Annotated in this window: 17 protein-coding genes and 1 pseudogene; 12 read left to right on the plus strand and 6 right to left on the minus strand. The window is 67.1% G+C overall.

Going from position 1 to position 19,850, the window contains the following annotated elements:
* Positions 1-58 precede the first annotated feature (58 nt).
* The 4 genes from serA (at position 59) to hspQ (ending at position 3,323) form a co-directional block, all read left to right on the plus strand.
* The gene (gene serA / locus OC159_RS16265) at positions 59-1,648 is read left to right on the plus strand and encodes a phosphoglycerate dehydrogenase (protein ID WP_265502222.1); all 1,590 of its coding nucleotides are present in this window, start codon (positions 59-61) and stop codon (positions 1,646-1,648) included.
* A 71-nt stretch (positions 1,649-1,719) separates the two neighbouring features.
* Positions 1,720-2,442, plus strand: a complete 723-nt coding sequence (locus OC159_RS16270) for a metallophosphoesterase (protein WP_265502223.1) — start codon at positions 1,720-1,722, stop codon at positions 2,440-2,442.
* Between the two features lie 3 nt (positions 2,443-2,445).
* The gene (locus tag OC159_RS16275) at positions 2,446-2,901 is read left to right on the plus strand and encodes a CreA family protein (RefSeq protein ID WP_265502224.1); all 456 of its coding nucleotides are present in this window, start codon (positions 2,446-2,448) and stop codon (positions 2,899-2,901) included.
* Positions 2,902-2,975: 74 nt separating this feature from the next.
* Positions 2,976-3,323, plus strand: a complete 348-nt coding sequence (gene hspQ / locus OC159_RS16280; protein ID WP_265502225.1) for a heat shock protein HspQ — start codon at positions 2,976-2,978, stop codon at positions 3,321-3,323.
* Here hspQ and OC159_RS16285 read toward each other — a convergent pair whose 3' ends face one another.
* Together OC159_RS16285 and OC159_RS16290 are read right to left on the minus strand one after the other, a co-directional pair.
* Positions 3,324-3,830, minus strand: coding sequence for an ATP-binding protein (locus tag OC159_RS16285; protein WP_265502226.1), 507 nt, complete (start codon positions 3,828-3,830; stop codon positions 3,324-3,326).
* On the minus strand, positions 3,827-4,159 hold the full coding sequence (locus tag OC159_RS16290; RefSeq protein ID WP_265502227.1) for an STAS domain-containing protein: 333 nt from the start codon (positions 4,157-4,159) through the stop codon (positions 3,827-3,829). The genes OC159_RS16285 and OC159_RS16290 overlap by 4 nt, the downstream gene beginning before the upstream one ends.
* Before the next feature lie 90 nt (positions 4,160-4,249).
* On the opposite strand from OC159_RS16290, the gene OC159_RS16295 reads away from it, so the two are divergent.
* From OC159_RS16295 to OC159_RS16310, 4 genes are all read left to right on the plus strand, one after another.
* On the plus strand, positions 4,250-5,416 hold the full coding sequence (locus OC159_RS16295) for an acetyl-CoA C-acyltransferase (protein ID WP_265502228.1): 1,167 nt from the start codon (positions 4,250-4,252) through the stop codon (positions 5,414-5,416).
* A gap of 174 nt (positions 5,417-5,590) precedes the next feature.
* Positions 5,591-7,000, plus strand: coding sequence for a circularly permuted type 2 ATP-grasp protein (locus OC159_RS16300; RefSeq protein ID WP_265502229.1), 1,410 nt, complete (start codon positions 5,591-5,593; stop codon positions 6,998-7,000).
* Between the two features lie 14 nt (positions 7,001-7,014).
* A complete protein-coding gene (locus OC159_RS16305; protein WP_265502230.1) occupies positions 7,015-7,971 on the plus strand; it encodes an alpha-E domain-containing protein in 957 nt (318 codons plus the stop codon).
* A 2-nt stretch (positions 7,972-7,973) separates the two neighbouring features.
* A complete protein-coding gene (locus tag OC159_RS16310; protein ID WP_265502231.1) occupies positions 7,974-8,783 on the plus strand; it encodes a transglutaminase family protein in 810 nt (269 codons plus the stop codon).
* A 727-nt stretch (positions 8,784-9,510) separates the two neighbouring features.
* Here the strand turns inward: OC159_RS16310 and OC159_RS16315 are convergent.
* Positions 9,511-11,484, minus strand: coding sequence for a bifunctional 2',3'-cyclic-nucleotide 2'-phosphodiesterase/3'-nucleotidase (locus OC159_RS16315; protein WP_265502232.1), 1,974 nt, complete (start codon positions 11,482-11,484; stop codon positions 9,511-9,513).
* A gap of 149 nt (positions 11,485-11,633) precedes the next feature.
* Here OC159_RS16315 and OC159_RS16320 point away from each other — a divergent pair, with 149 nt between their 5' ends.
* Positions 11,634-12,359, plus strand: coding sequence for an Ntn hydrolase family protein (locus OC159_RS16320; RefSeq protein ID WP_265502233.1), 726 nt, complete (start codon positions 11,634-11,636; stop codon positions 12,357-12,359).
* A 101-nt stretch (positions 12,360-12,460) separates the two neighbouring features.
* Positions 12,461-14,731 carry an NADP-dependent malic enzyme gene (locus OC159_RS16325; RefSeq protein WP_265502234.1) on the plus strand — a complete coding sequence of 757 codons (2,271 nt, stop codon included), beginning with the start codon at positions 12,461-12,463 and terminating at the stop codon, positions 14,729-14,731.
* A gap of 44 nt (positions 14,732-14,775) precedes the next feature.
* Here the strand turns inward: OC159_RS16325 and trhO are convergent, their stop codons facing one another.
* Positions 14,776-15,651 carry an oxygen-dependent tRNA uridine(34) hydroxylase TrhO gene (gene trhO, locus OC159_RS16330; protein ID WP_265502235.1) on the minus strand — a complete coding sequence of 292 codons (876 nt, stop codon included), beginning with the start codon at positions 15,649-15,651 and terminating at the stop codon, positions 14,776-14,778.
* Positions 15,652-15,689: 38 nt separating this feature from the next.
* Positions 15,690-17,288 carry an SLC13 family permease gene (locus tag OC159_RS16335; RefSeq protein ID WP_265502236.1) on the minus strand — a complete coding sequence of 533 codons (1,599 nt, stop codon included), beginning with the start codon at positions 17,286-17,288 and terminating at the stop codon, positions 15,690-15,692.
* 123 nt (positions 17,289-17,411) lie between these two features.
* Between OC159_RS16335 and pncA the strand changes: the two genes are divergently transcribed.
* Entirely contained in the window at positions 17,412-18,008 is a 597-nt protein-coding gene (gene pncA / locus OC159_RS16340) for a bifunctional nicotinamidase/pyrazinamidase (protein WP_265502237.1), read from the plus strand.
* Positions 18,009-18,073: 65 nt separating this feature from the next.
* The gene (gene pncB, locus OC159_RS16345; protein ID WP_265502238.1) at positions 18,074-19,366 is read left to right on the plus strand and encodes a nicotinate phosphoribosyltransferase; all 1,293 of its coding nucleotides are present in this window, start codon (positions 18,074-18,076) and stop codon (positions 19,364-19,366) included.
* A gap of 130 nt (positions 19,367-19,496) precedes the next feature.
* Here pncB and OC159_RS16350 read toward each other — a convergent pair.
* Positions 19,497-19,850, minus strand: a pseudogene (locus OC159_RS16350) (IS5/IS1182 family transposase); the annotation flags it as partial.

The raw sequence follows: 19,850 nt of genomic DNA on the forward strand, positions 1-19,850 counted from the left end.
AGCAGGACATGCGTCGGCGCGGCCAAGGGCCCGGGCGCTTTGATGAAGGATGAATGACATGCCGAAGGTTCTCGTCTCCGACAAGCTGTCGGAAACCGCCGTTCAGATCTTCCGCGATCGCGGCGTCGAGGTCGACTATCTGCCCGACCTGGGCAAGGACAAGGACAAGCTGGCCGAGGTGATCGGGCAGTATGACGGACTGGCGATCCGCTCGGCCACCAAGGTGTCCGAGAAGCTGCTGGAGAACGCGACCAACCTGAAGGTGGTGGGCCGCGCGGGCATCGGGGTCGACAACGTCGACATCCCCGCGGCCAGCAAGAAGGGCGTGATCGTGATGAACACGCCCTTCGGCAACAGCGTCACCACCGCCGAACATGCTGTCGCGATGATGTTTGCCGTCGCCCGCCAACTGCCCGAAGCCAGCGTCAGCACCCATGCCGGCAAGTGGGAAAAGAACCGCTTCATGGGGGTCGAGCTCTTTAACAAGACGCTTGGCGTGATCGGCGCGGGAAACATCGGGTCCATCGTGATCGACCGGGCGCTGGGTCTGCACATGAAGGTGCTGGCCTATGACCCCTTCTTGTCCGAGGATCGCGCCAAGGACCTGGGCGTAACCAAGGTCGAGCTGGACGACCTGCTGGGAAAGGCCGATTTCATCACCTTCCACGTGCCGCTGACCGACAAGACCCGCAACATCCTGTCGCGTGAGGCCATCGCCAAGCTGAAGAAGGGCGTGCGGATCATCAACTGCGCCCGCGGCGGCCTGGTCGACGAGGAAGCCTTGGCCGAGGCGCTGAAGGACGGCCGCGTGGCCGGTGCGGCCTTCGACGTCTTTGCGGTCGAGCCTGCGACGGACAGCCCGCTCTTCAACCTGCCGAACGTCGTCGTGACCCCGCACCTGGGCGCATCCACGACCGAGGCGCAGGAAAACGTCGCCCTGCAGGTGGCCGAGCAGATGTCGGACTACCTGTTGACCGGCGCCGTTCAGAACGCGCTGAACATGCCGTCGGTCACCGCCGAGGAGGCCGCCGTGATGGGCCCCTGGATCAAGCTGGCCGGCCACCTGGGCGCCTTCGTGGGCCAGATGACGGACGAGCCGATCAAGGCGATCAACGTCCTTTATGATGGCCTCGTGTCCGAAATGAACCTGAACGCGCTGAACGCGGCCGTGATCTCGGGCGTGATGAAGGCCACCAATCCGGACGTGAACATGGTCTCGGCCCCGGTGATCGCCAAGGAACGCGGGGTGCAGGTCTCGACCACGCGGCAGGACAAGGCCGGCGCCTACGAAGGCTATATCAAGGTCACCTGCGTCACCGCCACGCGCGAACGATCCATCGCAGGGACCGTGTTCAGCGACGGCAAGCCGCGCTTCATCCAGATCCGCGGGATCAACGTGGATGCCGAGGTCGGCAGCCACATGCTGTATACCCGCAACAAGGACGTGCCCGGCGTGATCGGCGCGCTGGGGATGACGCTTGGCGACCTGGGCGTGAACATCGCGAACTTCACCCTGGGCCGGGCCGCGAACGGCGCCGACGCCATCGCGATCCTCTACCTGGACGAGGCGATCGGCGACGCGGCTCTGGCCGCGCTGCAGAACACCGGCAAGTTCCTGCAGGCCCGCCGGCTGCAATTCGAGGTTTGACCTTCCCGCCGCACGCCCCTAGCCATGGGGCGTGCGGCCCTTGCCTGCCGCGCGCCACGGTCAGGTGACGGATGCGACTTTATGCGATCGGCGACATTCACGGACAGCTGGAGCTTCTGAAGGCGGCGCATCGGCGCATCTTCGACGATGGCGGGCCGGACGCGCCCATCGCTCATGTCGGCGACTTGATCGACCGCGGTCCCGACTCTCGCGGCGTGGTCGACTACCTGTTGCGCGGCCGCGATGCCGGGCGCCCCTGGGTCGTCATGCGCGGCAACCACGACCGCTTCCTGCCCGCCTTCATCGACCGGCCCGACTGGATCGACCCGGGCCTGTCGTCACGCCAGCACTGGGTGGATCATCCGGGTTTGGGGGCGGCGGCCACGCTGCAGTCCTATGACATCGATCCCGATCAGCCCCGCGATGCGCTGCTGGAGGCCACGCGCGCCGCGGTGCCCCGGGCGCATGCCGACTTCCTGGCGTCGCTGCCGCTGTGGTTCCTGCATCCGCTGGCGCTGATCGTCCATGCCGGCGTCAGGCCCGGCATCGACCTGCGCGACCAAGCCGAGGACGACCTTGTCTGGATCCGCAAGCCGTTCCTGGAAAGCGATGCCGACTTCGGCCCGCTGCTGGTCCATGGCCACACCGCGCTGGAGCGTCCGGCGCTTTACCGGAACCGGCTGAACCTGGACGGCGGCGCCGCTTACGGCCGCCCGCTTTCATCCGTGGTGATCGAGGACGGTGCCGTGCACCTGCTGACCGACGAGGGCCGCGTGCCCATGCAGGAGGAGTGACGGATGCGGATATTTCTTGCCGCCGCGATGATGCTGGCCACGACAGCCCAGGCCGACGAGGTCGCGCGGGTCGGCGTCGACTGGGTCGGAAACGACATCATCGTCGAGGCGATCCAGGACCCCGAGGTTCCCGGCGTCACCTGCCACCTGGCCTATTTCAGCCGCTCGGTCCTCGACCGGCTGAGCCAGGGGAACTGGTTCGAGGACCCCTCGAACAGCGCGATCGAATGCACGCGCACCGGTCCCATCGACGCATCGGGCCTGACGCCCGGAGAGGACGGCGACAACGTCTTCAGCCAAAGCCGGTCCTTGATCTTCAAGTCCCTGCAGGTGCGGCGCATCTTCGACGCCGAGAACCGCGCCCTGATCTATCTGGCGCATGGGGCGCAGGTCACCGAAGGGTCGGCCAAGATGTCACTGGCGACGGTGCCCCTTCTGCCAGAGGATCTGGCCCCCTGAGGGCGGCCCGGTGGACACAAGCGGCCCATCGCGCTAGAAGGCCGGCTGTGATTCAGGATGACGGATGCCGTTCGATGGAAGCCCACCGGTTTCAAGTACCAAGCCGCACGGCCAAATACTGCCTGGGCCAGGTCGTCCGACACCGCAACCGCCCCTTCCGCGGGGTGATCTTCGACGTCGATCCCGAGTTCGCCAACAGCGAGGAATGGTACGAGTCCATCCCCGAGGATTCGCGCCCCGACAAGGACCAGCCATTCTATCACCTGTTTGCCGAAACCGAGGCGACCTACTATGTCGCCTATGTCTCGGAGCAGAACCTGGAACTGGACAGTTCGGGTGACCCCCTGGACCACCCCGAGGTCGGCGAGATGTTCAGCGCCTTCGAGGACGGGCGCTACTTCCTGGCCGTGCCGGTGAATTGATCACGCCTCTTCGGTCTGCGCGAAGGGGATGCTGAAGGCCAGGTAATTGCGCTGGCTTTCGCGGTAATAGCAGAGCGCTTGCGTCAGGTCCTGGATCAGGAACCAGCCGAATCCGCCTTCGGGCAGGTCGTCCATCACCAGCGCCGGAAGGCTGCGCGGCAGGACGCATTCCTCGGGCAGCGAAACACCGTCGTCGGTCAGTGCGCAGGCCAGGCCGTTGGCGTGGCGCACGATGCACAGGTGGATCACCGGCAGGCGCGCATCGCCTTCGGGCCCGGCGGCGGCTTCGGGCGCATGTTCGGCGACGTTGTTCATCACCTCGGCCAGCACCAGTTCCAACCGGCCCAGCGTATCGTCGCTGACCTCTCTGTGGAAACGCCGGCGGATATCCTGCAGCGTATCGCGCACGGTGATCGGACGGGCGCTGAGGACGCGGTGGAACATCGGCTGGACCTGGGTCGAGGCATGGGTGCCGCGGCCAGGTTCCGACCGTTCGATGGGTGTCATTCACGAAGCTCCTTCTGAGCGGTGAGGGGACGGATGTCGAAGACGCTGTCCATGCGCGTCAGGCGAAAGACACGTTCCACGTTGGGCGTCAGGGCGCAGAGGACCATGCCGAGGTTCTTCGGCAAGCTCTTGCGGACGGCGATCATCGCCCCCAGCCCAGAACTGTCCATGAAGTCAACGCTGGCCATGTCCAGATGGACCGGCTTGCGGCTTTTCAGGACGATCTCGCGCAGCTTGTCCTTGAAGGGGGTCGCAATGGCCGCGTCGATCCGCGGCTCGGTCACCTTGATGGCCAGGTGGGTTTCGACATCCTCGACGATGAACTGCATGGTCTGGTCCTTTCGACGCTCCTGCTGCCTGACTAGACGGGAAAGGTTACCATCCGGTAAGCGTGGTTCCCGAGGGTGGCGGAGGAAACCATGACAAATCGACAGATCTTCGTGCGGGGTGCGGCGCGAACGCCGATGGGAGGGCTGCAGGGCGCGCTGTCCGGCGCGACGGCGACACACTTGGGCGGAACGGCGGTCGCGGCGGCCCTGTCGCGGGCGGGGCTTGCGCCCGACGCGCCCGAGGCGCTGCTGATGGGCTGCGTGCTGCCGGCGGGCCAGGGGCAGGCGCCGGCGCGTCAGGCGGGCTTCGCGGCAGGGCTGCCGCAATCGGTGCCCGCAACGACGCTGAACAAGATGTGCGGATCGGGGATGCAGGCCGCGATCATGGCGGGCGACATGATTCTGGCGCGCCATGCTGACCTGGTCGTCGCCGGCGGGATGGAGAGCATGTCGAACGCCCCCTACCTGCTGCCGAAGATGCGCGCCGGCGCGCGGCTGGGGCATGCGCAGGCGCTGGATCACATGTTCCTTGACGGGTTGGAGGACGCCTATGACAAGGGCCGCCTGATGGGCACCTTTGCCGAGGATTGCGCTGCGGAATTCGCCTTCTCCCGCCAGGCGCAGGACGACTATGCGCTGGCCAGCCTGACCCGCGCGCAGGCGGCCATCGCCTCGGGCGCCTTCGCGGCCGAGATCGCGCCAGTGACCGTGACGGGCCGCGGCGGCGAAACGGTCGTCGATACGGACGAACAGCCCGGACAGGCGCGGCCCGACAAGATCCCCCACCTGAAGCCCGCCTTCCGCAAGGACGGCACGGTGACGGCGGCCAACAGCTCGTCGATCTCAGACGGGGCGGCGGCGCTGGTGCTGTCGGCCGATGCGCAGGGCGCCATCGCGCGGATCGTGGGTTACGCCAGCCACGCGCAGGCGCCGGGGCAGTTCCCGACCGCCCCGGTCCCCGCCGCGCAGAAGCTGCTGGACCGGATCGGCTGGACCACCGCGGATGTCGACCTGTGGGAGGTGAACGAAGCCTTTGCGGTCGTTCCCATGGCCTTCATGGCCCGCATGGGCGTGTCGCACGACCGGGTAAACGTCAACGGCGGGGCCTGCGCGCTTGGCCATCCGATCGGCACATCCGGCGCGCGGATCATCGTGACGCTGATCCACGCCTTGCAGGCGCGGGGGCTGCGCCGTGGCATCGCGGCCATCTGCATCGGCGGCGGAGAGGGCACGGCGCTGGCGGTCGAGCTGAACTGAACTGTCCAAAAGCGGTGCAACCTGCTGCCGGATTGCCCATTCCGGCGGCAGTGAAACCCCGTCCCTGCGGAACCCTCGGGCAGACTAGCCGGTTCCTCTGTGGACTTCGACGGCCGGGCTGCGGAACATCGGATCGACGCAGACCCGCGAAAGGCCGCGGAGATGGGGGAAGTCATGAGTTCCTATAACGAGATGTACGAAGGCGACCGCGTCCGGGACCCCTATGCCCGGCTGCGCGACTGGGTCGAGACGATGCCCGACGACTTCCGCCAGATGAAGCAGGCCGAGGCCGAGGCGCTGTTCCGGCGCATCGGCATCACCTTTGCCGTCTATGGCGAAGGCGGCGACCCCGACCGCCTGATCCCCTTCGACATGATGCCCCGCGTCTTCGAGCAGGCGGAATGGCGCAGGCTGGAACGCGGCATCAAGCAGCGCGCCCGCGCCCTGAACGCCTTTCTGCGCGACGTCTATGGCCGGGGCGAGATCATCCGCGCGGGCCGCATCCCCGCCCGCCTGGTCTATCAGAACGAGGCGTACGAGAAGGCCGTGGTCGGCGTCGTGCCCCCGCGCGGCGTCTATTCCCACATCATCGGCATCGACCTTGTCCGCACCGGGAAGGACGAGTTCTACGTCCTCGAGGACAACTGCCGCACGCCGTCGGGCGTCAGCTACATGCTGGAAAACCGCGAGATCATGATGCGCATGTTCCCGCAGCTGTTCCGTGGCAACCGGATCGAGCCGGTGGACCAGTATCCCGAGCTGTTGCGCCGGACGCTGGAATCGGTTGCGCCCGCAAAGTGCTCTGACCGGCCGACCTGCGTGATCCTGACGCCGGGACATTTCAACAGCGCCTATTACGAACACAGCTTCCTGGCCAACCTGATGGGGGTCGAGCTGGTCGAGGGGCAGGACCTGTTCGTGGACGGCGAATTCGTCTATATGCGCACCACCACCGGGCCGCGCCGCGTGGACGTGATCTATCGCCGGATCGACGACCCGTTCCTGGACCCACTGTGCTTCCGCCCCGATTCGATGCTGGGCATCCCGGGGCTGATGGATGTCTATCGTTCGGGCGGCGTGTCGATCTGCTCGGCCCCCGGGGCGGGCGTGGCCGACGACAAGGCGGTCTATACCTTCGTCCCCGAAATGGTGCGCTTCTACCTGGGCGAGGAGCCGATCCTGAAGAACGTCCAGACCTGGACGCTCTGGCGTGACGACGACTACCGGTACGTCATGGAGCACCTGCCCGAGCTGGTCGTGAAGGAGGTCCACGGGTCTGGCGGCTACGGCATGCTGGTCGGTCCCAAGTCCACGAAGGCAGAGATCGCGGCGTTCCGCGCCAAGATCGAGGCCAATCCATCGAACTACATCGCCCAACCCACGCTGGCGCTGTCGACCTGCCCCACCTTCGTCGAGGAAGGCATCGCGCCACGCCACGTCGACCTGCGGCCCTATTGCCTCTGCGGCGACCGGATCGAGCTGGTGCCGGGCGGCCTGACGCGTGTGGCCCTGCGCGAGGGATCGCTGGTCGTCAATTCCTCGCAGGGCGGGGGCGTCAAGGACACCTGGGTCCTGTCGGAATGAGGGGGAGGAACACGATGCTCAGCCGCACGGCCTCGAACCTGTTCTGGATGGGCCGCCACCTTGAACGCGCCGAAACCGCCGCACGCCTGCTGGACGTGGGCCAGCGCATCACGCTTCTGCCAAATACCGAGGCGGGGTACCAGAACGAGTGGAACTCGCTTCTGCAGGCATCCGGAACGGCGCAGATCTTCGCGCAGAAATACGGAGAGATCACGCAGGAGAAGATCGAGGAGTTCATCTTCTTCGACCGGCAGAACCCGTCATCGGTCGCCTGCTGCCTTGAAAAGGCGCGCGAGGCCGGGCGCATCGTCAGGACTGCGCTGACCAGCCAGGTCTGGGACGCGCTGAACATGGCCTACCAGGACCTGCGCAAGATCGAGCGTCAGCCCCGCGCCACGCTGGACACCGGGTTGCTGACCGACTTTACGACCGGCCACACCTCGACCGTGCGCGGCGCGATCAACGCGACGCAGCTGCGCAACGACGGCTGGCATTTCATGAACCTGGGCTATGGGCTTGAACGGGCGGACGCGACGGCGCGCCTGCTGGACGTCAAGTATTTCGTCCTTCTGCCCCGGATCGAGTTCGTGGGATCGGGCCTCGATACATACCAGTGGCAGGTGATCCTGCGGGCGCTGTCGGCGCACCGGTCCTATCACTGGGCCTATGGCGGCGACATCACGGCGGAAAAGGTCGCGGATTTCCTGATCCTGAATGGCGAAAGCCCCCGGTCGCTGATCACGTCACTTTACGAATCGGTCTGGCACCTGGACGGGCTGGTGCGCCGCTATGGCGACACCACCCCGGCGACGGCGCGCGACAAGGGCCGCGAGGTGCTGACGGCGCTGCAGGGCCGCGACATCGAGATGATCTTCGACGAGGGCCTGCACGAATTCCTCAGCTGGTTCATCCGTGAGGTGTCGGAAATCTCGAACCTGGTGCACCAGGACTATCTTCTGGGAGGGGCATGACGATGAAGCTGCAGATTTCCCACGAGACCGTCTATCGCTATGCCCGGCCCATCCGGAACCTTGTGCAGAGCCTGCGCCTGACGCCCTCGGCCTTCGAGGGCCAGAAGACCCACGAGTGGCTGATCGACGTGTCCGGCGGCATCCGCGGCCCCGGCTTCCGCGACGGCGCGGGCGACTGGATCGAGGGCTGGACCGTCCGCGGCCCCGCCGAGGAGGTCACCGTCAGCATCACGGGCCGCATCGATACGCGCGACACCGCGGGCGTCCTGCGCGGCCACCGAGAGATGATCCACCCGATGACCTATCTGCGCGACACGGACGCCACGCGTCCCGACAGTGCGCTGCGGGACCTGGCCGGTCAGGCGGACGGCCCCACCGATGCCCTGGGCCTGGCGCACATGCTGTCGCAACTGGTCAGCGACCGCATCGCCTTCCGGCCCGGCGTCACGAAATCGGGCACAACGGCGGCCGAGGCACTGGCCCTGGGCGAGGGCGTCTGCCAGGACCACACCCACGCGCTGATCGCGATCGCGCGGACGCGTGGCCTGCCGGCGCGCTACGTGTCGGGCTATCTGCATTCGACCATCGACGGCAAGGCACACGACGCCGCCCATGCCTGGGCCGAGATCCATGTCGGCCAACTGGGATGGGTCGGCTTCGACGCCGCCAATCGCTGCTGCCCGGACGAACGCTATGTCAGGCTCGGCTCGGGTGCCGACGCATCCGACGCCGCGCCCATCCGCGGCGTGGCCCTCGGCACCGGCGCCGAGGAGCTGGACGTCCGCGTGCGGGTCGAGGAGATGACACAGTAGCGTCGCCGGCGCATCCTCCGCAGTCCCGAACCGCCGCGTCATCGGCGTCTACGACCGCCATGACAGCACCGCAGCCTGGAAGGCGTGCGCCCGGGCCGGCACCGGCAGAAGCGCAGTCGCGCCTTCCGCAGACACCGTGGGCGTTTTCCGTAGCGTGCCATTGTTGGCGTCGACCTGACCCCGGCGTGCCTTTCGTTCTGCGGGTTTGTAATCGGCGGTTGTGTCGATGGCGCCGGGCCCAAAGCTCTCGCATCGCTCAAGCGTCCAGCCCGAAGCTGTCCCCCAAGAGGGGCAACGACCAGCACCGGTTCGGGACAAAGGCAACGGATCGGCGCATGCGCGCTGCGGGCACGCTTCCCACCTCTCCGCCTGACCGACATCCTTTTCTCGCGGCAGAGCCGGTCGAGCTTTTCGGCTTCATCAACCTGCCCCACGCTCGGGCATCGGCCCCATCCGCCGAACCGCAACGTAGCGCCGCGATCTCTTGCATGGCGTTGCGGAGCTCCGGGTTGTCGGAAGGTCGCTCGCGCCGCACCGTCTTCGGAACGACACCGCTGAGGGTGGACGCATGTCGCAGGCGGGACGGCCGGAGGAGGGACAGGGTCACGGATCGACACCTTGCGGTTGCGCCTCCGCTGCGGTCAGCCGGCCTGGGCAGGCGCAGCCGCTTGCCCGCCGGCTGATCGCACGCAGACACGCGCTGCAGCCACTGGCCGCCGCGGGCGTGTCAGAGCGTGATGCGATAGCGGGCAAAGCCGCCAGCGGCCTCTCCGGCAGGTTCGATCTGTAGCGAAGTCACGTCCTTCAGGTATCCAGCCGCCCCAGGTCCTGTGTCGAACAGCAACGTCGCCCCGTCCAGCGGCGCAAAGGTCCAGTTGCCGTCGGCGGCGGGGTCGATGCTGCCCTGCTCGACGATGTAGCGGACGATGACGTCACGGTTGGTGTCCGGACCCTCGAAGACGATCGTGGATCCGTCTGCGCCGGGGAATGCCCCTCCGCCCTCGGCACGATAGTTGTTGGTGGCGACGATGAAATCGGCCTGCGGATCGATCGGTCGACCGTCGAAGGACAGGTCCACGATCCGGTTGGCAGCGGCATTCACGACGGCGCCGTCCTTGTCGAACCGGGCCGGCTGCGACAGGTCGATCCGGTAGGTCAGGCCGTCGATGACATCGAAGTTGTAGGATGGAAAATTCGTGTTCACCAGCATCTGGTCCTTGCCGCCCGGCGTGATCCGGTTGAACGCGCCGGCGCTGCGTTCCAGCCAGTCCTTGACCTGGGCCCCGGAGATCCGCACAGCGCGTGCCGTGTTCGGATAGAGGTAGAGGTCGGCCACGTTCCTGATCGCGATGTCCCCCGCCGGCACGTCGGTATAGTAATCCGCGCCGCCACAACCGCCCGCCTTGAAGGGCGCGGCCGCCGACAGGATCGGCAGGTCCTCGTGCTCGGTTCCCGCCAGCATCTGCCGGATGTACCAGGTTTGCGCGTTGGACACGATCTGCACGGACGGATCGTCAGCCACCATCGCGAAATAGCTATAGAGCGGCGCGCTCGTCCGTCCGACCGGCCGGCGGACGTATTCCAGCGTCTGCTGGTGTTCCTCGGCCGTAACGTCCTTGATCGCCGCAACGCTTTCGACGAGGGGCACGACGTTGTTGTCGGCATCACGCTCGAATATCGGGCGAGCCTCGACCTCGTGGCCGGCGACGATCCAGCCGTCGCCCTGACGCTGCAAGAGCAGGTCGACCAGCCCCATATGCGAACCCCAGAAGCCCGCCATGACCCCCGGCTTGCCGCCGATCGTGCCGGCCTGGATGTCCACGCCGTCGAACCCTTCATAGTCGGAACCGGGGAAGACCAGGTGCGAATGGCCCGTCAGGATCACATCGACGCCGTCGATCTGCGCCAGCGGAATGGCCGCATTCTCCATTCCCGGTTCGGCCTCGACACGGCCGATGCCGGAATGCGACAGCGCGACCACCAGATCGACGCCCTCGGCCCGCAGCCTGGGCACCCAGGCCTCGGCCGCCTCGACGATGTCGCGGACGGTGACGCGGCCTTCCAGGTGCGCGCGGTCCCACTGCATGATCTGCGGCGGCACGAAGCCGATGATGCCGATGCGGATGGGATGCGCCTCTCCGGCGCCATCGACCAGTTCGCGGTCCAGAACCGCATAGGGCGGCATCAGCGTCACGTCATCGGCCGGCGTGTCGCCACGTTCCGTCACCACATTGGCGCAGACCACGGGATAGCCTGCGGCAGCCAGGCTGCGCTCCAGGAACTCCAGTCCATAGTTGAACTCGTGGTTGCCAAGCGTGCCGCCCTCGACCCCCAGTTCGTTCATCGCCTGGATGATCGGGTGGCTCTGGCCTTCCTCCATCCCGCGCTCATAGGCGATGTAGTCGCCCATCGGGTTCCCTTGCAAGAAGTCGCCGTTGTCCAGCAGCAGCGTGTTTTCCGCCTCGGCCCGCACCGCCCGCACAAGCGCCGCAGTCCGCGCCAGTCCGACCGTGTCGATCGGCTTGTCGGCATAATAGTCGTAGGGCCAGACGTGGACGTGCAGGTCAGTCGTCTCCATGATCCGCAGATGCGCCTGCCCCGCCTCGGCCCGGGCCGAGAATGGGTGCAGGACGGTCAGTGCAATCCCGGCGGCACTGGTGGACAGGAACCCGCGGCGGGTCAGGGGAAACGGCTTCGTCATGGCGTGGTCCTTCGGTTCGACGTGCAAAGCCTGCACGATCTCCTGGCCCCTTGCCAGAGCGACCCGGCAGTTCCGTGACAGCTTTCGCGTTGCAGCACCGCCCCCGCGACCCTAGTCTGCGCGCTTGACGTCACTTGGAAAGACTGCCGATGACCTATTGCGTCGGATTGAAGCTGGAAGCCGGGCTGGTGCTGCTGTCGGACACGCGCACCAACGCGGGCCTCGACAACATCTCGTGCTATCGCAAGATGTTCTTCTTCGAAAACCCCGGCGAACGGATCATCACGATCATGACCGCCGGGTCGCTGTCCGTCACCCAGACCACCATCGCCCGCCTCGAGGAGGCGATCGAGGACGAGATGGCGGACGAGAAGACCTCGATCCTGAAGGCACCCACCATGCTGCGGGCGGCCACGATCATCGGCGATACCCTCAGCCGGACGCGCCGCGACATCGCGGAACAGTGCCGCGACCTCAGGCAGCAGGCTTCGGCCAGCATGATCGTCGCGGGCCAGCGCCGGGGCGGCGACATGCGCATGTTCCTGATCTATCCCGAAGGCAACTTCATCGAGGCGACGGACGACACGCCCTTCCTGCAGATCGGAGAGCACAAGTACGGCAAGCCGATCCTTGACCGCGTGGTGACGCCGCAGACCAGCCTTGCGGATGCACAAAAGGCGGTGCTGCTGTCGATGGATTCGACGCTGCGGTCGAACCTGTCGGTCGGCATGCCGCTGGACCTTGCCGTGATCGGACGCGGCGCCTGCGCCGTCAGCGCCCGCCGCCGCATCCAGGACGGCGATCCCGATTTCGCGCAGATGAGCGCGGCCTGGTCGGCGGCCTTGCGCGAGAGCTTCGTCAAGGTCACTCTCTGACCGGTTCGGACGGCCTCCCGACCCGGCCCCGGCATCCCATCTGCGTTGAATGCCATCGGCGCCCGCGCTAATCAGGCCCGACACAGCCCGCCGAGGATCACATGACCGACAAGACCAGCCGCACCCGCATCACGCCCGAGGAGGCGCTGGCCTATCACATGGAGCCGCGTCCGGGAAAATACGACATCGTCGCCTCGACCCCCATGACGACGCAGCGCGACCTGTCGCTGGCTTATTCTCCGGGCGTCGCGGTCCCCGTGCAGGCCATCGCGGACCGCCCCGAGACCGCCTACGACTATACCACCAAGGGCAACATGGTGGCCGTCATCTCGAACGGGACGGCGATCCTGGGGATGGGAAACCTGGGCGCGCTGGCCTCGAAGCCGGTGATGGAAGGAAAGGCGGTCCTGTTCAAGCGCTTCGCCGACGTGAACGCCATCGACCTGGAACTGGACACCGAGGACGCGGACGAGTTCATCAATGCCGTCAGACTGATGGGGCCGACCTTTGGCGGCATCAACCTGGAAGACATCAAGGCGCCCGAATGCTTCATCATCGAGCAGCGCCTGAAAGAGCTGATGGACATCCCGGTCTTTCACGACGACCAGCACGGCACGGCGGTGATCTGCGCGGCGGGCCTGCTCAATGCGCTGGAACTGTCGGGCAAGCGGATCGAGGACGTGAGGATCGTCCTAAACGGCGCGGGCGCGGCGGGCATCGCCTGCCTCGAGCTGCTGAAGTCGATGGGCGCACGGCATGACAATTGCATCATGTGCGACACCAAGGGCGTCATCTATCAGGGCCGGACCGAAGGGATGAACCAGTGGAAGTCCGCCCATGCGGTCGTGACCGACGCCCGCAGCCTGCAGGACGCGATGAAGGGGGCAGACGTCTTTCTGGGCGTCAGCGCCAAGGGGGCCGTGACGCAGGACATGGTCGCCTCGATGGCCGACAATCCGGTCATCTTCGCCATGGCGAACCCCGACCCAGAGATCACCCCCGAGGACGCCCATGCCGTCCGCCCCGATGCGATCGTGGCCACCGGGCGCAGCGACTATCCCAACCAGGTGAACAACGTCCTGGGTTTCCCCTACCTGTTCCGCGGCGCGCTGGACATCCACGCCCGCGCCATCAATGACGAGATGAAGATCGCCTGCGCCGAGGCGCTGGCCAGGCTGGCGCGCGAAGACGTGCCCGACGAGGTCGCCATCGCCTATGGCCGCAAGCTGCAGTTCGGCCGCGACTACATCATCCCGACGCCCTTCGATCCGCGGCTGATCCATGTCGTGCCGCCCGCCGTGGCGAAGGCAGGGATGGACACGGGCGTCGCGCGCCGCCCGATCATCGACATGGAGGGCTATGTCCAGGCGCTGAAGAACCGCATGGACCCGACGGCGGCCATCCTGCAGGGCATCCACGCCCGCGCCCGCCAGGCGCAGGCCCGGATGATCTTTGCCGAAGGCGACGACCCGCGCGTGCTGCGCGCCGCCGTCGCCTGGCAGCGCGGCGGCATGGGCCAGGCCCTGGTCGTCGGCCGCGAGGCCGAGGTCAAGGCCGAGCTTCAGGCGCTTGGTCTGGGCGATGCCTATCGCGAGATCAGCGTCGTCAACGCCGCCAACAGCCGCCACATGGAGGCGTATCACGACTTCCTCTATCAGCGGCTGCAGCGCAAGGGCGTCGACCGAGAGGACGCGACCAAGCTGGCCAACCGCGACCGCCACATCTTTGCCGCGCTGATGCTGGCCCATGGGCACGGCGACGGGCTGGTGACCGGGGCCACGCGCAAGAACGCGCCGGTGCTGGCGCAGATCGGCCGCGTTTTCGACGTGCGCCCGCAGGATGGTGCGGTGGGCATCACCGCCGTCCTGCACAGCGGCCGGATCGTGCTGATCGGCGACACGCTGGTCCATGAATGGCCCGAGGCCGAGGATCTGGCCGACATCGCCACCCGTGGCGCCGCCGTCGCGCGGGGCCTGGGGCTGGACCCGCGCGTGGCCTTCCTGTCGTTTTCGAACTTCGGCTACCCGGTCAGCGAACGGGCAACCAAGATGGCCGAGGCTGCGAAGGTCCTCGACAGCCGCGGCGTCGATTTCGAATACGAGGGCGAGATGACGGTGGACGTCGCGCTGAACATGGATGCCGCCGCGCGCTATCCGTTCAGCCGGCTGACGGCGCCCGCCAACGTGCTGGTGGTGCCGGCGCGGCATTCGGCCTCGATTTCGGTCAAGCTGATGCAGGAATTGGCGGGCGCGACGGTCATCGGTCCGATCCTTACGGGCGTGGCGCGACCGATCCAGATCTGCTCGACCAATTCGACGGTGAACGACATCCTGAACATGGCGGCCATCGCGGCGGGCGGTGTGCAAGGCTGAGGACGCGGGGGATCCGTCCCCGGCACCTCACGGCAGAGAGGGCGTCAGGCGTCGCGGTCGAACTGACGCTGCCGGTCGCGGAAACGAGCGCGGTCGGCGTCGGTGTATTCCGTGGCGCAGCGGTGGCAGCAGACGCCTTCCTCGTATTCCGCGCGGTCCCGATCCTCGGGTGCCAAGGGACGGCGGCAGGCGTGGCACATGCCGTGGCGGCCCTGCGCCAGGCCGTGGGTCAGGCTGACGCGCTGGTCGAAGACGAAGCATTCGCCCTGCCACGTGCTGTCGGCCTCTGGGACCTCTTCCAGGTATTTCAGGATACCGCCCTGCAGGTGACAGACGTCATCCACCCCTTGCGAGATCAGGAAGTTCGTCGCCTTTTCGCAGCGGATGCCGCCGGTGCAGAACATGGCGATGCGCTTGCCCCTGAACCGGTCGGCATTGTCGGCCCACCAGGCGGGAAACTCGCTGAAGCTTTTCGTGCCCGGATCGATGGCGCCTTGGAAGGTGCCGACCTGCACTTCGTAATCGTTGCGCGTGTCGATCACGGCAACGTCGGGTGCCGCGACCAAGGCGTTCCAGTCGGCCGCCGCGACATAGCGGCCGACCGCCGCCGTCGGGTCGACATCGGGTTGGCCCATCGTCACGATCTCGCGCTTGAGGCGGACCTTCATGCGGCCGAAGGGCGGCGTGGTGGCGGCGCTTTCCTTCCAGTCGAGGCCATGGAACCCCGGCCAGGCGCGGATGTGGCCAAGCACCGCCAGGATGCCTTCGCGCGGGCCGGCGACGGTGCCGTTGATCCCCTCGGGCGCCAGAAGCAGCGTGCCGCAAAGACCACCGGCCCGGCACAGGTCCAGCAGCGGCGCCTGCCGGACAGCAGGATCGGGCAGGCGGGCAAAATGGTAAAGGGCGGCGACGGTCAGCATGGGCGTGCCCTAGCGCGCCCATGCCCGGCCGTGCAAGATCAGAATTCCAGCCCCAGGGCGAGGCCACCCAGAAGATAGGTCAGCACCGTGATCAGCAGGATGCCGACGACGTTCAGCACCGCCCCGCCCCGCGCCATCTGTGCGATGGTGACGGTGCCCGTGCCGAAGACGATGGCGTTCGGCGGCGTGCCGACCGGCAGCATGAAGGCGCAGGTCGCCGCCAGCGCCGCCGGGATCAGCAGCGTCATCGCGTCCGCGCCAATCCCCAGGGCCACGCCGCCGAGGATCGGAATGAAGGTCGCGGCCGTGGCCGTGTTGGACGTGATCTCGGTCAGGAACAGGATGATCGTCACGACCGCAGCGACCAGCAGGATCGTCGGCAGCGCGCCGAGGCCCGACACCTGTTCGCCGAACCAGCCGTCCAGACCCGACGCAGCCACGGCCGACGCCAGGCTGAGCCCGCCGCCGAACAGCAGCAGCACCCCCCAGGGCAAGCCGCGTTCGGCATCCCGCCATTCCAGCACCATCTCTCGGCGTCCGCGGCCGGGCAGCAGGAACATGACGATCCCCGCGCCGATGGCGATGGCCGTATCGTCGAGACCGCCAAGCCAAGGGACCGCATCTTCGACCCCGGGGATCGAGGCGAGCAGCCCCGGCACGACCCAGAGGAATGCGGCGCCCAGAAAAACATAGAGGACCATCCGTTCGCCCTGGCCAAGCGGGCCAAGTTCGCGGACCTGGTCCTCGATCATCTGGCGGCCGCCCGGGATCTCGGGCAGGTCGAAGCGGTACAGGACACGGGTCATTAGCACCCAAGCGATCAGGATGAAGGCGAAGGCCAGCGGCGTGCCGAGGATCATCCATTCCAGGAACCCGATGTCTCGTCCCAGTTCGTCCGCGGCATATCCCGCGACGATGGCGTTGGGCGGGCTGCCCAGCAGCGTCCCAAGGCCGCCCATCGAGGCGGACCAGGCGATCGACAGCACCAGGCAGACGCCGAACGCGCCGATATTCCTGTCGCGCACCACGTCGGTGATGGCGGCTCCACCGCGCAGCGCATCTTCGGCGGCGGCCCCGTCCTGACGCGATCCGCGCTCGACCACGAGCGACAGGACCGACAGTCCGATAGGCAGCATCATCAGCGTGGTCGCGGTGTTGGAGACCCACATCGACAGGAAACCCGTGGCAAGCATCATGCCCAGCACGATGCGCCGCGGCGCGACGCCCACCCGGCGCAGCGTCAGCAGGGCGATGCGCGTGTGCAGGCGCCACTTCTCCATGGCGATGGCGATCAGGAAGCCGCCGAGGAACAGGAACACGATCGAACTGGCATAGGGTGCCGTCGCTTCGCCGACGGTGCGGTCGGTCAGCGCGGGGATCAGCACGATGGGCAGCAGCGCCGTAGCCGACAGCGGGATCGCCTCGGTCATCCACCAGACGGCCATCAGCGTGCCGATGGCGGCGACGGTTCGCGCATCGGGCGACAGTCCCTCTTGGCCGCCCAGGGCCCACCAGACCAGGGCCGCGAGGACCAGCCCCAGCAGCCGCAGCCCCCAGATCATCCGGGCCGGGCGCCGCGGATGGTCACTCTCGTCCTGCCCGACAGGGCGTTGCTGATCGTCGTCGATGCCCATCATGTCCTCCGCTTGCTGGGGCCAAGCCTATGGCGGCAGGGCCATCAGGGCAATTCGCAGCGCGCCTGCGGGTTGCATCCCGGCGCAAGCGGCGCTTCATTGTTCCGGAAATTTTCGGAGATCGCCATGAGTTGCGCCCTGATCGTCATCGACATGCAGAATGACTTCTGCCCTGGCGGCGCGCTGGCGGTCGCGGACGGTCATGCCGTCGTCGATCCGATCAACGCGATGATGGGCGACTTCGATGCCGTGATCCTGACGCAGGACTGGCACCCCGCAGACCACGCCAGCTTTGCCGACGACCTCGAGGGCGCAGCAGCGTTCTCGACGGTGCAGATGCCTTACGGGCCGCAGGTGCTGTGGCCCCGCCATTGCGTGATCGGCAGCCAGGGCGCGGCGTTTCATCCTGGGCTGGACGTCTCGGCCGCCGACCTCGTCCTGCGCAAGGGCTTCCGGGCAAGCATCGACAGCTATTCGGCCTTTTTCGAGAACGACCACCGGACGCCGACGGGGTTGGCCGGGTATCTGCACGACCGCGGCATCACCGATCTGACATTCGCGGGCCTTGCGCTGGACTTCTGCGTCGCCTGGAGCGCGATGGACGCCGCCCGCCTGGGGTTCCGCGCGCGGGTCGTCGAGGACGCGTGCCGCGCCATCGACCTGGACGGCAGCCTTGCCGCCGCGCGCCGGGCCATGGCAGATGCCGGGGTCACGCTGGCCTGAGGGCGCCCTTGCACGACCCGCACATTCCGGGCACCAAGGGCGAAACATCACGGGGTTCCGCCGACATGGCCGACATCGCCACGCGCGTCTACAATCACAAGTGGAAGATCGACCCGATCGTCAGGTCGCTGATCGACAACGACTTCTACAAGCTGCTGATGTGCCAGTCGGTGTTCCGCAACAGCCCGCAAACCAGCGTCACCTTCAGCCTGATCAACCGCAGCAAGCAGGTCCGCCTGGCCGAGCTGATCGACGAGGGCGAACTGCGCGAGCAGCTGGACCATGTCCGCGGCCTGTCGCTGACGCGCGGGGAAAGCACCTGGCTGCGGGGCAACACCTTCTACGGCAAGCGCCAGATGTTCCGTCCCGACTTCATGGAGTTCCTGGAGGGGCTGCGCCTGCCCGCCTATCATCTGGACCGCCGCGACGGCCAGTTCGAGCTGACCTTCGAGGGCCCCTGGCCCGAGGTCATGCTGTGGGAGGTCCCGGCCCTGTCGATCCTGATGGAGCTGCGGTCCCGCGCCGTCCTGAAGGACATGGGCCGGTTCGAGCTGCAGGTTCTCTATGCGCGCGCGATGACCCGGCTCTGGGAAAAGATCGAGGCGCTGCGCGCCTTGCCGGACCTGCGCATCGCCGATTTCGGCACCCGGCGCCGGCACAGCTTCCTGTGGCAGGACTGGGCCGTCCAGGCCATGATCGAGGGGCTGGGAAAGCGATTCACCGGCACCTCGAACTGCCTCATCGCGCAGCGCCGCGACATCGAGGCGATCGGCACCAACGCGCACGAACTTCCCATGGTCCACGCCGCGCTGGCCGAGGACGATGCCGCGCTGCGCCGCGCGCCCTATGACGTCCTGGCCGACTGGCATGACGAACACGAAGGCAATCTGCGCATCATCCTGCCCGACACCTACGGCACCAAGGGTTTCCTGGCCGGCGCGCCGGACTGGCTGGCGGGCTGGACCGGCATCCGCATCGACAGCGGCGATCCTGCCACGGGCGCCGAAACGGCGATCCGCTGGTGGCAGGACCGGGGCGAGGACCCGCAGAACAAGCTGATCATCTTCTCGGACGGGCTGGACGTCGACCGGATCGTGGCGCTGCACCGGCAGTTCCATGGCCGCGTCAAGGTCAGCTTCGGCTGGGGCACGCTGCTGACGAACGACTTTCGCGGGCTGGTGCCGGGCGACGGGCTGGCGCCCTTCAGCCTTGTCTGCAAGGCCATGGCGGCCGACGGTCGCCCGACCGTAAAGCTGTCGGACAACCCGTCCAAGGCGACCGGCCCCGCGGCCGAGATCGCGCGCTACAAGCGCGTCTTCGACATCGGGCAGCAAGCGACGCAGCCGGTCACAGTCTAGCAGGCCGCTGAAATATCCGCCGAACGGGACGTGTTTCCCGTCTTGGCGATCGATGAGGATCATGGTCGGGGTCTTCGGCACTGGAAGGCATGGGTGCCTCATGGGTGCCTGATGCCCGGTCCGGTGATTGCGCCCCCAGCAACCGAGGCAGCCGGGCCAGGTTGTTGGCCGCCGTTGTCAGGATGAAGCGGGACCTCAGCCGTTCGACACCGCGGCAAACGGTCCTGGCCATGCCGCCGATGGCCTTGGCGCGGCCGAAGGGCTCCTCGATCCGCTTCCGGTGCCTGATGGAGAAGGCATAGCCTTGGTGTCGGGTGGTGCGTCCGTCGACTGCCGGATGCCGCGGCGCAGATCGGCCACGACGCCGGCGGCATCATGGGCCTTGTCAGCTTCCGGGTTGAGCCAGGAGAGTGACGATGCGCCATATCAAGCGCGGCCTTCCGTTCGGCATGACCGTCGGCCTGGGTCAGGTCACCCTGGACAA

The organism is Paracoccus beibuensis (assembly GCF_026162625.1).
Classification (GTDB): Bacteria; Pseudomonadota; Alphaproteobacteria; order Rhodobacterales; family Rhodobacteraceae; genus Paracoccus; species Paracoccus beibuensis.

Excerpts from the sequence above, each read along its gene's own strand:
- serA (WP_265502222.1), top strand. The coding sequence starts at position 59 with ATGCCGAAGGTTCTCGTCTCCGACAAGCTGTCGGAAACCGCCGTTCAG.
- OC159_RS16270 (WP_265502223.1), top strand. The coding sequence starts at position 1,720 with ATGCGACTTTATGCGATCGGCGACATTCACGGACAGCTGGAGCTTCTG.
- OC159_RS16275 (WP_265502224.1), top strand. The coding sequence starts at position 2,446 with ATGCGGATATTTCTTGCCGCCGCGATGATGCTGGCCACGACAGCCCAG.
- hspQ (WP_265502225.1), top strand. The coding sequence starts at position 2,976 with ATGGAAGCCCACCGGTTTCAAGTACCAAGCCGCACGGCCAAATACTGC.
- OC159_RS16285 (WP_265502226.1), bottom strand. The coding sequence starts at position 3,830 with ATGACACCCATCGAACGGTCGGAACCTGGCCGCGGCACCCATGCCTCG.
- OC159_RS16290 (WP_265502227.1), bottom strand. The coding sequence starts at position 4,159 with ATGCAGTTCATCGTCGAGGATGTCGAAACCCACCTGGCCATCAAGGTG.
- OC159_RS16295 (WP_265502228.1), top strand. The coding sequence starts at position 4,250 with ATGACAAATCGACAGATCTTCGTGCGGGGTGCGGCGCGAACGCCGATG.
- OC159_RS16300 (WP_265502229.1), top strand. The coding sequence starts at position 5,591 with ATGAGTTCCTATAACGAGATGTACGAAGGCGACCGCGTCCGGGACCCC.
- OC159_RS16305 (WP_265502230.1), top strand. The coding sequence starts at position 7,015 with ATGCTCAGCCGCACGGCCTCGAACCTGTTCTGGATGGGCCGCCACCTT.
- OC159_RS16310 (WP_265502231.1), top strand. The coding sequence starts at position 7,974 with ATGAAGCTGCAGATTTCCCACGAGACCGTCTATCGCTATGCCCGGCCC.
- OC159_RS16315 (WP_265502232.1), bottom strand. The coding sequence starts at position 11,484 with ATGACGAAGCCGTTTCCCCTGACCCGCCGCGGGTTCCTGTCCACCAGT.
- OC159_RS16320 (WP_265502233.1), top strand. The coding sequence starts at position 11,634 with ATGACCTATTGCGTCGGATTGAAGCTGGAAGCCGGGCTGGTGCTGCTG.
- OC159_RS16325 (WP_265502234.1), top strand. The coding sequence starts at position 12,461 with ATGACCGACAAGACCAGCCGCACCCGCATCACGCCCGAGGAGGCGCTG.
- trhO (WP_265502235.1), bottom strand. The coding sequence starts at position 15,651 with ATGCTGACCGTCGCCGCCCTTTACCATTTTGCCCGCCTGCCCGATCCT.
- OC159_RS16335 (WP_265502236.1), bottom strand. The coding sequence starts at position 17,288 with ATGATGGGCATCGACGACGATCAGCAACGCCCTGTCGGGCAGGACGAG.
- pncA (WP_265502237.1), top strand. The coding sequence starts at position 17,412 with ATGAGTTGCGCCCTGATCGTCATCGACATGCAGAATGACTTCTGCCCT.
- pncB (WP_265502238.1), top strand. The coding sequence starts at position 18,074 with ATGGCCGACATCGCCACGCGCGTCTACAATCACAAGTGGAAGATCGAC.